Here is an 11,751-nt window from a genome sequence, read left to right as displayed (position 1 = left end):
TACATTTCGATCATCTAATTCATTTTAGATGATCTTTTTTCCGAAAAACGATGAAAAATATAGAAGAAAGTGCAATTATTTATAAAAAAATGGGCTTTAAATATTGTCATATTTGCTTCTTTAAGATATCCTTTTCATGAAGAGGTGGAAAACATGGAAAAAGTACTAGTTTTCGGGCATAAAAACCCAGATACAGATGCAATTTGTTCTGCAATTGCTTATGCAGAATTGAAAAAAGAATTAGGAATGAATGCTGAGCCTGTACGTTTAGGTGAAATCAGCGGTGAAACTCAATTTGCGTTAGATCATTTTAAAGTAGAAGGACCGCGTTTTGTTGAGACAGTTGCAAGCGAAGTGGACAACGTTATTTTAGTTGATCATAACGAGCGTCAACAAAGTGCTAACGATATCGAATCTGTTCGTGTGTTAGAAGTTATTGACCATCACCGTATTGCTAACTTTGAAACAAGCGATCCTATTTACTACCGTTGTGAGCCAGTTGGTTGTACAGCTACAATCTTAAACAAAATGTACAAAGAAAATGGCGTTACAATTCGTAAAGAAGTTGCAGGCTTAATGTTATCTGCAATCATTTCAGATTCTTTACTATTCAAATCTCCAACTTGCACAGAGCAAGACGTAGCAGCAGCTCGTGAATTAGCGGAAATCGCTGGTGTAGATGCTGATAGCTACGGCTTAGAAATGTTAAAAGCTGGTGCTGACTTAAGCGGAAAAACAATGGAGCAATTAATCTCTCTTGACGCTAAAGAATTCCAAATGGGTAATGCGAAAGTTGAAATCGCACAAGTAAACGCTGTTGATACAAACGACGTTCTTGTACACCAAGCGGAACTTGAAAAAGTTATCTCTGCAGTAGTAGAAGAAAAAGGTTTAGACCTATTCTTATTCGTTGTAACTGATATCTTAACTAACGATTCTGTCGGTCTTGCGATCGGTAAAGCAGCAAACGTTGTTGAGAAAGCATACAACGTATCTCTAGAAAACAACACTGCTACATTAAAAGGTGTTGTATCTCGTAAAAAACAAATCGTACCAGTATTAACAGAAGCATTCCAAGCTTAATTTTATTAAGTACAGATAAACAGCAAGGACAAGTAGTCGGATTGGCTATTTGTCCTTTTCTATCTCTAAAAAACAGAAAATTAAAATTTTAAAACAGGAGGATTGTGTATGCTTAATGATTTGGAGAGTAAATTACAGTCACTTTTAGAGCGAAATATTACTTCTGTTTCAGAATTAGAGAATTGGCTTTTGGATGAACAGAGTGTAACCGCTGAAATAGAAGAGGAGATAACAAGTAGTTTAATCGCCACGTATAGAGATACAAATGACAGAAATAAACGTAATTTACATATGTATAATCAAAATACAATTCAACCACTTTTAAAAAGATACAATGCAAAATTTGACCAGAAATTTATAGAGTCTCCGTTTTCCGACTTATTAGATGAGCAGAAATACGGTTTTATGACAAAAGCAAGATTGATAAAAAGTAAAATGTTTAATGACAAGAACATTGCTCTTACCATTAAAGAGCAAGAGCTTATTACGAAATATAGAGAAATAATGTCTAACATATCTATTAATTGGGAAGGCGAGCAAAAGACGTATGCATATGTAAAAGCAAAGCTAGATAACCCTAATAGAGCTATTCGTGAAAAAGCTTGGTACGCTTTATGTGAAGCAAGAAGTGTAGTGAAAATAGAAATAGATTGTATTATGAATGAACTCGTACAATTGCGGAATGAGACAGCTTTACATGCAGGATTTAATAATTATAGTGAATATGCTTTTAAACAAAAAAATAGAGATTATAGTATTGAAGAGTGTTATAAACTTCATGAATCTATAGAAAAGTATGTTGTACCAATTTGGAAACAGTTGGGAAGTCTTTCTAAAAAGAATCTCGGTGTAAAAACGTATCGCCCGTGGGATCTAACGCCTTGTAATTTACTAAAAGTCCCATTTCAAAATACCGTTGATTTATTGTATGGGGTGGAAGAAGTGTTTCGGAAGACTGATTTATATTTTTATGAGAAATTTATTCATATAAGGAAAGCTGGATTCATTGACGTAGAAGAACGTGAAAATAAAGCGCCAGGAGCCGCTTGTTTTACCTTGCCTCATAGTAAAGAGGTTTTTGTGTATTCTAATTTTAGTCCATCATTTTATGCAATTAATGCACTTATACATGAAGTAGGGCATGCCTTTCATTTTTATAAACAATTTAACAATGATAGTAGTATGCAAGAAAAATATCTTCGCGAAGAAGTGGCTGAGCTTTATTCTCTCAGTCTTGAGTTGCTAGTAATGGATAAGCTGCATATCTTTTATAAGCAAGAGGATGAATATAAAGAAGTACAGCGCGTACAATTATATCGTGCTTTCTCACTGTTAATGTCGTCAATTGCAGGAGATGTATTTCAGCACTGGCTGTATTCAAATCCAAACCATACTCCAGGAGAACGTGATAAGAAATATATGGAACTATGCGAAAGGTATCAATATTCATCAGTCGATATTGCTGGATTAGAAGATGAAATTAGTTCAAGTTGGTTAGAATCATTTCATTTTATTCAGTTTCCTTTTTATAAAATTGAATATGCAATTGCACAAATAGGAGCAATGCAATTGTTTCAAATTTATCGAGAAGACCCAGAAAAAGCGATTGCTTTCTTTAAAGAAGGTGCGAGTGCAGATTGGAATTTATCCATGCAAGAAATATATGAAAAAACAGGTATCACGTTTGACTTTTCGGAAGAAAGGATAGAAAGTACTGCAAGTGTAATTTTTGATCTAATTAATGAATTAAAATAAGGATAGCATTTGCTATCCTTATAACTGTTTGTTCGTAGATTTTTTCTTGTTTATATAAAATGTAATAATAGCCGCAATGATGAAAATAGGTATGGCATACGCTTGCCCAACAAACAACTTCCAGCCAATATGATTATAACCTTCAGATGCTGGAGCAATCATAGCGATTATGCAAACAATAATATAGAGTACTAGTGCAGGGATTATATTTTTCATTTGTTCACCTCCTTTTCATAAAATTATCACATGTATATTTGTATAATACATTATAGTTTGAGAAAAGATATATGTTTTTCTAACATTTATGTAAATAAAAGGGTTGTTATTAAGTGGAATAGAATAGGTGTATGTAGAATGATATAGGGGTGTTACATATAATGAACAATATATTAAATCGAATAAAGAAAGATGTAAGTATAGAATTATTGAATACACTATGGCCTGGTTTTAATAGGGCTGCATTTGCACTATATAATGATGAGCATGTGTATGTATTTCATCATCCATTATTTTTGAAAGATGATGGTGAGTATGCCATTTTAAAGCGGGATGAACAATTTAAGGCTGATACATTTATCCTATTAAAAGATTATCCGACTGCCATCGTGAATATGAATAGGCATAGAGATTATGAAAGTTTACTTGCAGTTGTGGTGCACGAACTTTTTCATTGCTATCAATATTTGAATAAAGAAAGTAGATTTCCAAATGAAACTTTAGGATTTCAATATCCTATAATAGAGGGAAATATAGAATTGCGAAATAAAGAACGAATGTGTTTATATGATGCTGTGCATTGTAAGTCACAAGCTGAGAAATATAATTATATTAAGCAATTTATTGAACTAAGAGAGCAAAGAACTAGTTTTATGAAAGAAGAGTTTATCACTTATGAGTGTATGGTTGAAAGTATAGAGGGGCCTGCTTGGTATGTTGAAATGAACGCCCACATTGCAGTATGTAAAAATGATGAAAGTGAAACATTACGAAAATATAGCGGACTTATTTTAGATATATATGATGCTAATTGTAACATTAGGAAGAGTTGCTATAGCTCAGGAATGCTTTTATGTTTATTATTAGATGAGATGCATTCTGAATGGAGAACGAGCTTCTTTAATAGTGATAAATCATTATATGCTTTTTTAAAACAAAACATTAATGTTGTTTTAAGTTTAAATAATGAATTTGCAATAAGTAAAGAAACGAAGCAAATCCTTCATTTTGTACAAAACGAAAGGGATAAGGATTTTATGCAATTTTATAAAGAAGAAGGGTATCATCTGTATATTGTAGGGAATATAAAATTAAATTCGTTTAATCCAATGAATGTAAAATTAAACAAAAATAAAGCGTTACATAAAACCTTTTTAAGTGTATGTATACATAATAAAACATATATGATAAATCAACCTGTTTTAGCATCTTTTGAAGAAAATTTTAAAAATATGACACAAGTTCATATTATAATGAATGAAAAGCCGATAGTAACAAATAATGGTTGGAACGTAGTGGGTGTTGGTGATATAGAAGCTGAGTATGAAGAAGAAGAGAATTCTATATTTTTATATTTAAAAAGTTAGAAGTGAGGTAAGAAATAAAGATGAAAAGGTTATGCATAATTCCATGCGGAAAAAAGAAGATTTGGGATAAGTATCCAGATTTCGGACCGATGGAGGCAAAAGATGTATATATTAGCCCGTTCGGAAAAGCATGTCAGGCGTATGCAACTCTGTTTTTCGAGAATTGGGTTATCTTATCGGCGAAGCATGGATTTTTAAGACCAAATGATATTGTTCTAGAAAACTATGACCTTGCATTTGATTCAAAAAGCGATGAGATTATTAGCGTGGAACAATTAAAACAACAGATGATTGAAAAAGACTTGCTTCAGTTTGATGAAATTGTTTTACTTGCAGGCAAGAAGCATAAGAAAGTAGTGACACAATTATATCCAGAAGAAAACATTACGTATCCGTTAGCAGGATGTAAAGGAATTGGATATATGTTACAGAGGTTGAAAGGGGCTGTGGGGGAAGGAAAGGAACTATAGCCAACTTGTTGTAAGAGCTTTTTAGTTATATATATTGTGAGCAAAAAAATAGAAAATACATATTAATTTAAAGCCCAAATATTGGGCTTTTTTCTTTGTAGTAATCTCTTTAAATATATTAGGTACAACTAATAGAAAAGTATAACATTTATAACTATACTTATAAATCTAGAATGTAGACTAGTAAACAAACCTCTTTCTACTTTTCATCATAGAATATGATGAATTCTATTTAGGAGGAGGAATATTTATGCGGAATCATTGTAATTGCAGGCGTTCATTTTGGGATGATTTAATGTTCGGAAGATGTGGATGTAAATGCAGGGATTGTCACGAATGTCGTTGCAAAGAGAAACCGAAATGTGATTGTGACGAGTGTCGCTGCAAGGAGAAATCGAAGTGTGATTGTGAAAAATGCAATTGTAAAGAGAAACCGAAATGTCATTGTAAACATGAAGGGTATTAATAATAAAAAAGAGTACGCTAAGTACTCTTTAATTTTTTAAGGTTATATTCCATCTTGAACAGATTTTTTTACAATTTCCCACGTGTCTTGTTTTTTAATCTTGATAGCTACATTAGTTCCGGTAGATTCCTTATAAAAGATATATCCATTGTTTTCGTCCACATATGTCAATGGTTCACTTATGCAATCTCGCGAACAAGATGTATTAATTAGCTCGATTAATGATAGTTCGCTCGGATCGGTTTTACTTGCATCTATAATAGTATCAACGTCTATTTTACGGTAACCTTGTAAATTCACATGGAAACTTTGTTCGATTTCACCTGTAATACTAGTATTCATTACTTCAACTGAAAGTTTCTTTTCTTGAAGAAATCCGTTTTCAAAAATTAATTTTGTATATCCAAGCCATGCGATTAAAACTAGCATGATAAACATAGTAAATATTTTAAGTGTTCGAAGCCGTTTACTAACAATTGTTTCTGAGTATTTCATCCAGTTTAATCCTCCAATGTTTTTAATTTAAAGTATGCCTAGATACATATTTTTAGAAGAAAGATAGAAGTTAACGAGTGCTTGATTCAAAAAAAGAAAGCATCCGAAGTTAGATGCTTTCTTTTTTGCGTATATTTCGCTATCTGTTCGTTACTTGTTTCATAAGTGGTCTAATTTCTTTAACGGGTGGTTTTTTATCATAGGCATCAACGTAAGAGAAATAGTAATTTAAGTTTCTAAGAAGACCTTTTCCTATTTTAGCGCTCAAGAACGGAAATACTTGTCCAGTATAATCATCGAGAGATTTACAGTAATATTTTTCATCTAGATAAATACTGTATTTACATGTTAGTTCTACTAGTGAGTTCCCTTCTTCATCAATTACTTCTTTAGAATCAATAATGTCTATTAATGCGAATTTTTCATTTAGATAAACTTTCTTCTTTTTCTCGTGTTTATTTGTGAGGATAAATACGAGACCAATGGCGTTAATCAAACTATTTCCTCCTATAAAAAACGGATATTAATAAAATATATCGATATACGTTAAATGTAAAGAGGAGAGGTGAAATTTCATTGATAGAAAGTTTAATAAGCCGATTTGTGTTTTCAAATCGGCTTATTATTATTGAAACACTTGCGGGAATTGTTTTACGATTGCGTTTGTTATCATATCAGCCATTTCTAATGCTTCTTTTTCAATTTTATCATATAGTTTTACGCTTGCTTCAAAATCTTTATTTAGGAAGGCAAGCGCTTCTGCTTTCGTAAGTGCTAAATGTTCATAAAACATTTTTCTGAATTCTTCTTTTTCTATATAAGGGTTGATGCTAGCAAGAAACGCCACAATTTCATCACCATTAGCGTACCATTTTTTCTCTATAGCGGCAGCTGCATTTTGATCACCAGCTTTTGCGGCTTTAACTAGATCCGCAGTAATGACTAAGTGGTCTTTAATTAATGCACTATATTTTTTTACAGCATCCTCACCATAGAATGGTTCAAGTGATAATCCCATATGTGTTGCATTTTGAAGAAGACGTCCAACTGTAACGTTAACGTCTGGTAAATTAAAGACAATACTTATAATAGCTAATCTCGTCCAAGCGACATGTTGTTCCCATAAAGAACGCATATAACCTTTTAAAAAGTTTTCATTTTTACTAATTCGGTAATTACGTACAGATGTATCAAAGTGTACATAAGGGTTATGATAGGGGGAGTAATACGATTGCCAATAAGAATACATAAACGGTAACACTCCTTTGAACATGTATAACTCAAAGTATGATGGGAATTTATTTTTAGTTACGTGTCCTAGATTAATTTCAGAAATTGATGTGGAAAAAGATGAAGGATTTTATTGTGGTATATATAAATAAAATGAATATAAAAATAAACAAGGCTCTGCAAGGGAAGTTGCAGAGCCTCAAAAGGGTATTGCCGAGATGTCGGACTCGACTAAGTAATGTTATCATAAAATTCTATTAAAAAAACCTGGTAAATGTGTCCAAATAAAAGTGAATCTTTAATAAAGTCAAAGGGATCCGCTTCCCGCAGCAGATCCCTTTAACTAGATAATGTAGATGAGCAAAAACTCATCTAGAGTACTTTTATAGTAACAAGTAAAAATCGTTTTGTGTATTGAGAAAAAAAGAATTACTTCATTAAATGTTAAGAACTTATATTTTACTTCTGGTTAATATAATCATTTGTTGTAAGTGAAGTATGGTTATAAAATGGAGAAAAGACTTGCAAGCATCTAAAAGCGTAATGAAATATATAATAGTCAAAAAAGACCTGCTTATATAAGCAGGTCAAATTAAGGAGTTTTATCCAACAGAATATGTCATATGATATCAACTGTATTGTATTAAGTCTATAAGGTTTATATTGAGAAAAGTTTTGTGAATGGATATATTTCGCACACGTATTAACGTTTAAAAAGTTGAGAAAGAAAATGAAAAAGCTTTTTATAAGAAAATAATGGCTGGTATTTATAATATGATTCATATTTCCACGCATCATGATTCGAGAATTGGAGTTGATTCGGTACTGTTTTCTGCTTGGTGGAACTAATATTCTGCTGTTTCATATAGTAACCTCCTGAATTCATATGTATAAGATTAGTAGTATTCAAGGAAGATTAATAAAATGTATATTTATTTTGTAATTCATTTTATATGTGCTTTATTTATGTTTTAAAATTTATAAATAGCCATTAAAACACCGTTGCTAAACAACCTCTAAAACGTAGAGAAGCATAAAATAATGAAAAAGCAAGCTGTTAGTCTTGTATTCATCACTTTCATGACACATAAGTGATGATATAATAGTAATAGATGAAAGATAAAGAAAAGCAGGTGACTCTTTTTTGTTTACAAAAGCACAAGAACTTTTAGCGTCTTATTTCGGTTATTCGTCATTCCGAAGAGGGCAAGATGAAACAATTAAAAATGTATTAGATGGGAAAGATACAGTCTGTATCATGCCTACGGGCGGTGGTAAGTCAATTTGTTATCAAATTCCCGCATTAGTATTCGAAGGAACGACATTAGTTATTTCACCTTTGATTTCACTTATGAAAGACCAAGTAGATACATTAGTACAAAACGGTATTTCAGCTACTTATATTAATAGTTCTATTTCGATTGCGGAAGCGAATCAACGAATTCAATTAGCAAAACAAGGACATTATAAGTTACTTTATGTGGCGCCGGAGCGTCTTGATTCAATGGAATTTGTTGACCAACTTATCGATATGAAAATCCCGATGATTGCAATTGATGAGGCGCACTGTATTTCGCAGTGGGGACATGATTTCCGTCCGAGTTATTTACATATACATCGCATATTAGATTATCTTCCAGAAAAACCGCTTGTTCTAGCATTAACTGCGACGGCAACACCACAAGTTCGTGAAGATATTTGCAACACGCTTGGAATTAATCAAGAAAATACGATTATGACAACGTTTGAGCGCGAGAACTTATCATTTTCTGTTATTAAAGGACAAGATCGTAATGCATATTTAGCGGATTATATTCGTCAAAATCAAAAAGAATCTGGGATTATATATGCAGCTACTAGAAAAGTAGTTGATCAGTTGTATGAAGATTTAATGAAAGCAGGAGTTTCTGTATCAAAATACCATGCTGGTATGAGTGATACAGATCGAAATGAGCAGCAAGAACTCTTTTTACGTGATGAAGTGAGTGTAATGGTAGCGACATCTGCATTTGGGATGGGAATTGATAAATCGAATATTCGTTACGTTATCCATTATCAACTGCCAAAAAACATGGAAAGTTATTATCAAGAAGCAGGACGTGCTGGCCGTGATGGATTAGATAGTGCATGTATATTGTTATATTCTTCTCAAGATGTGCAAGTACAGCGCTTTTTAATTGACCAATCGACAGGAGAATCTCGTTTTTCAAATGAACTTGAAAAACTGCAAAATATGACTGATTACTGTCATACAGAACAATGTTTACAATCATTTATTTTGCAATACTTTGGAGAAGAACCGAAAGAAGATTGCGGCCGCTGCGGTAATTGTACGGACGACCGCGAAAGTATCGATGTGACGAGAGAATCACAAATGGTTCTATCTTGCATGATTAGGACGAACCAGCGATTTGGAAAACAAATGATTGCACAAGTACTAACTGGATCTAAAAATAAGAAAGTTATTGAATTTAATTTTCATACTTTACCAACATACGGATTACTATCAAATCGAAGCGTCAAAGAAGTCAGTGAATTTATTGAGTTTCTAATTTCAGATGAGTTAATTGCAGTTGAACATGGTACGTATCCAACATTAAAAGTAACAGAAAAAGGGAAAGAAGTATTATTAGGTAAAGAGAATGTTTTACGTAAAGAACGAGTAGAGACAAGACAAATTGTTCAAGATCATCCTTTATTTGAAGTGCTTCGCGAAGTACGTAAAGAAATTGCGCAAGGAGAAGGTGTACCTCCATTCGTTATTTTCTCTGATCAAACGTTGAAAGATATGTGTGCAAAAATGCCGCATAGTGACTCTGAACTTTTAACTGTGAAAGGGATCGGCGAACATAAACTTGTGAAGTATGGTTCTCATTTCTTACAAGCAGTTCAGCACTTTATTAAGGACAATCCAAACTATGCTGAAACAGTTAAAACAGAAGTGGTGACAGAGCGGAAAAAGTCAGGGAAAGCTTCAGCAAATTCTCATTTAGAAACGTATGAAATGTATAAACAAGGCATTGATCTAGATGAAATTGCGAAAGAACGTGGCTTATCAAGACAAACAATTGAAAATCATTTAATTCGCTCTTTTGAGGATGGAATGGAAATAGACTGGAACAGTTTTGTTCCTGCAGAATATGAATCACTGATTGAAACTGCCGTGCAAAATGCAGAGGGTGGTCTGAAATCAATTAAGGAACAACTTCCAAATGAAGTGAGTTACTTTATGATTCGTGCATATTTACAATTTAGAAAGTAGATATATAAAAAGGGGATAGGGATATATGCATCACGTTTTCGTGTATGGCACATTAAGAAAAGAGCAAACGAATGCTCATTTTATGCAAGGGGCAATATGCATCGCAGACGGAGCATGGACGTATGGTAAATTATTTGATACAAACGAAGGGTATCCGGCAATGATTTGTTCAAATGAGGACAAAGTATACGGAGAAGTTTATGAAGTAAATGAGGTTGTTCTGCAAAAATTAGATGAACTTGAAGAATATACAGGTAATGCAGAAAGTGATTTATATGACCGAATCACCGAAACGGTTTATTTAGGTGATAGAGAAATACGTGCATTTGTGTATGTTGCTCAAGATATAGGGATGTTAAAGAAAGTTATCATTTCTGGTGATTGGGTAGAGTATCAACAAGAAAAATAATAGCAGTCATAGAGCGGATAGTGGTATCATCCATTATCTGCTTTTTATATTGGTACTTTCAAAATTCTTATTATTTTGATAAATTGTAAATATAGGGAAATTTGAATGGTTTTTTTCATGGGTGTTAGAGATTTAGTTTTTCACCTGTAGAAGAAAAATCTATTGCAGGAGGAGAATAATAATGAACGAATTAAATGTGAGAGAATTTTACGAAAAACAATTTAAACTATCCAATTACGATATCAATACAGAAAGCTGGTTAGAGCAAGTTGCGAAAGAAGTTAAAGAACAAGTTGGATATCCATTTCATTCGATGTTGGAACTAGGAGCAGGAAATGGTGGATTCGCAAGGGCGATGTCTAAGTTACGTGTAAAGATGACTACTGTTGAGCTTGTTCCAGAGTTAGTTATGTTTGCAAAAGAACATTCTACTAATGATATAGATATTCATTGCGCTGATTTTTATAAAATTAATTTTGAAGAAAAGTTTGATGTTGTTAGTTATTTTGATGGATTTGGTGTAGGAACAGATGATGAGCAATTGATTCTATTAAAACGCATTAAAAACTGGATGAAGGATGATGGATGTGCACTTATTGATATGTATCAACCATTGTATTGGAAAAAAGTAAGTGGACAAGAAATGACCTTAAGTGCAGCTATGCGAAAATACGAATATGATAGTATAAATGAAAGAATGTTAGATCATTGGTGGCACCCTAATAATCCCAATGATATAGTTACACAGTCTTTACGATGTTATACGGTAGATGAGATTAGCAATCTATGTGCTGAAGCTGGATTAAGTATTGTAGGGTTCTTCCCAGGCGGAGCATATGATTTTGAAAAACGAAAATATAAAGAATTAGCAACATTAAATGAATGTTTGGCATATCGAATTAAAGTAAGGAAGAGTAGGGATTAATCTCTACTCTTTTTTGATTTAGAAAATTCTTGCTAAATCTATTGACTTTATAAATGGATTTTTAATACAATTG

The 11,751-nt window shown here is 32.7% G+C and carries 13 protein-coding genes; 8 read left to right on the top strand and 5 right to left on the bottom strand.

What is annotated here, in order from left to right:
• The first annotated feature begins 153 nt into the window (after positions 1 to 153).
• Positions 154 to 1,083 (top strand): manganese-dependent inorganic pyrophosphatase, encoded by a 930-nt coding sequence (gene ppaC, locus ILS93_RS01925; protein ID WP_000416841.1) that lies wholly within the window; start codon positions 154 to 156, stop codon positions 1,081 to 1,083.
• 108 nt (positions 1,084 to 1,191) lie between these two features.
• Entirely contained in the window at positions 1,192 to 2,838 is a 1,647-nt protein-coding gene (locus ILS93_RS01920) for a M3 family oligoendopeptidase (protein ID WP_222659807.1), read from the top strand.
• An 18-nt stretch (positions 2,839 to 2,856) separates the two neighbouring features.
• Here ILS93_RS01920 and ILS93_RS01915 read toward each other — a convergent pair whose 3' ends face one another.
• Entirely contained in the window at positions 2,857 to 3,054 is a 198-nt protein-coding gene (locus ILS93_RS01915) for a DUF4017 family protein (protein ID WP_046954126.1), read from the bottom strand.
• A 161-nt stretch (positions 3,055 to 3,215) separates the two neighbouring features.
• Between ILS93_RS01915 and ILS93_RS01910 the strand changes: the two genes are divergently transcribed.
• The 3 genes from ILS93_RS01910 to ILS93_RS01900 all read left to right on the top strand — a co-directional run bounded on the left by ILS93_RS01910 (position 3,216) and on the right by ILS93_RS01900 (position 5,397).
• On the top strand, positions 3,216 to 4,421 hold the full coding sequence (locus ILS93_RS01910; protein ID WP_064475514.1) for a hypothetical protein: 1,206 nt from the start codon (positions 3,216 to 3,218) through the stop codon (positions 4,419 to 4,421).
• A 20-nt stretch (positions 4,422 to 4,441) separates the two neighbouring features.
• Positions 4,442 to 4,891 carry a DUF6884 domain-containing protein gene (locus ILS93_RS01905; protein WP_064475513.1) on the top strand — a complete coding sequence of 150 codons (450 nt, stop codon included), beginning with the start codon at positions 4,442 to 4,444 and terminating at the stop codon, positions 4,889 to 4,891.
• Positions 4,892 to 5,199: 308 nt separating this feature from the next.
• Positions 5,200 to 5,397 (top strand): hypothetical protein, encoded by a 198-nt coding sequence (locus tag ILS93_RS01900; RefSeq protein WP_120340933.1) that lies wholly within the window; start codon positions 5,200 to 5,202, stop codon positions 5,395 to 5,397.
• Between the two features lie 2 nt (positions 5,398 to 5,399).
• Here ILS93_RS01900 and ILS93_RS01895 read toward each other — a convergent pair whose 3' ends face one another.
• The 4 genes from ILS93_RS01895 to ILS93_RS01880 all read right to left on the bottom strand — a co-directional run bounded on the left by ILS93_RS01895 (position 5,400) and on the right by ILS93_RS01880 (position 7,947).
• The gene (locus tag ILS93_RS01895) at positions 5,400 to 5,852 is read right to left on the bottom strand and encodes an SET domain-containing protein (RefSeq protein ID WP_064475511.1); all 453 of its coding nucleotides are present in this window, start codon (positions 5,850 to 5,852) and stop codon (positions 5,400 to 5,402) included.
• A 139-nt stretch (positions 5,853 to 5,991) separates the two neighbouring features.
• Positions 5,992 to 6,348 (bottom strand): hypothetical protein, encoded by a 357-nt coding sequence (locus ILS93_RS01890; protein ID WP_064475510.1) that lies wholly within the window; start codon positions 6,346 to 6,348, stop codon positions 5,992 to 5,994.
• Positions 6,349 to 6,477: 129 nt separating this feature from the next.
• Complete coding sequence (locus ILS93_RS01885) at positions 6,478 to 7,101, bottom strand: acetylglutamate kinase (RefSeq protein WP_222659805.1); 624 nt, start codon at positions 7,099 to 7,101, stop codon at positions 6,478 to 6,480.
• Positions 7,102 to 7,785: 684 nt separating this feature from the next.
• The gene (locus ILS93_RS01880; RefSeq protein WP_170957602.1) at positions 7,786 to 7,947 is read right to left on the bottom strand and encodes a hypothetical protein; all 162 of its coding nucleotides are present in this window, start codon (positions 7,945 to 7,947) and stop codon (positions 7,786 to 7,788) included.
• A gap of 279 nt (positions 7,948 to 8,226) precedes the next feature.
• On the opposite strand from ILS93_RS01880, the gene recQ reads away from it, so the two are divergent.
• The 3 genes from recQ (at position 8,227) to ILS93_RS01865 (ending at position 11,678) form a co-directional block, all read left to right on the top strand.
• Entirely contained in the window at positions 8,227 to 10,344 is a 2,118-nt protein-coding gene (gene recQ / locus ILS93_RS01875) for a DNA helicase RecQ (protein ID WP_064475508.1), read from the top strand.
• 25 nt (positions 10,345 to 10,369) lie between these two features.
• Entirely contained in the window at positions 10,370 to 10,753 is a 384-nt protein-coding gene (locus ILS93_RS01870; RefSeq protein ID WP_064475507.1) for a gamma-glutamylcyclotransferase family protein, read from the top strand.
• A 181-nt stretch (positions 10,754 to 10,934) separates the two neighbouring features.
• Positions 10,935 to 11,678, top strand: a complete 744-nt coding sequence (locus ILS93_RS01865; RefSeq protein ID WP_222659803.1) for a class I SAM-dependent methyltransferase — start codon at positions 10,935 to 10,937, stop codon at positions 11,676 to 11,678.
• Positions 11,679 to 11,751 lie beyond the last annotated feature (73 nt).

The sequence above is a fragment of the Bacillus sp. 16GRE42 genome (genome assembly GCF_019837435.1).
GTDB lineage: Bacteria > Bacillota > Bacilli > Bacillales > Bacillaceae_G > Bacillus_A > Bacillus_A wiedmannii.
The sequence above is the reverse complement of the archived record's forward strand: the minus strand, read 5'-3'. Positions and strand labels throughout refer to the sequence as shown.

Excerpts from the sequence above, each read along its gene's own strand:
- ILS93_RS01885 (WP_222659805.1), bottom strand. The coding sequence starts at position 7,101 with ATGTATTCTTATTGGCAATCGTATTACTCCCCCTATCATAACCCTTAT.
- ILS93_RS01870 (WP_064475507.1), top strand. The coding sequence starts at position 10,370 with ATGCATCACGTTTTCGTGTATGGCACATTAAGAAAAGAGCAAACGAAT.
- ILS93_RS01865 (WP_222659803.1), top strand. The coding sequence starts at position 10,935 with ATGAACGAATTAAATGTGAGAGAATTTTACGAAAAACAATTTAAACTA.
- ILS93_RS01920 (WP_222659807.1), top strand. The coding sequence starts at position 1,192 with ATGCTTAATGATTTGGAGAGTAAATTACAGTCACTTTTAGAGCGAAAT.
- ILS93_RS01880 (WP_170957602.1), bottom strand. The coding sequence starts at position 7,947 with ATGAAACAGCAGAATATTAGTTCCACCAAGCAGAAAACAGTACCGAAT.
- ppaC (WP_000416841.1), top strand. The coding sequence starts at position 154 with ATGGAAAAAGTACTAGTTTTCGGGCATAAAAACCCAGATACAGATGCA.
- ILS93_RS01905 (WP_064475513.1), top strand. The coding sequence starts at position 4,442 with ATGAAAAGGTTATGCATAATTCCATGCGGAAAAAAGAAGATTTGGGAT.
- ILS93_RS01895 (WP_064475511.1), bottom strand. The coding sequence starts at position 5,852 with ATGAAATACTCAGAAACAATTGTTAGTAAACGGCTTCGAACACTTAAA.
- ILS93_RS01910 (WP_064475514.1), top strand. The coding sequence starts at position 3,216 with ATGAACAATATATTAAATCGAATAAAGAAAGATGTAAGTATAGAATTA.
- ILS93_RS01915 (WP_046954126.1), bottom strand. The coding sequence starts at position 3,054 with ATGAAAAATATAATCCCTGCACTAGTACTCTATATTATTGTTTGCATA.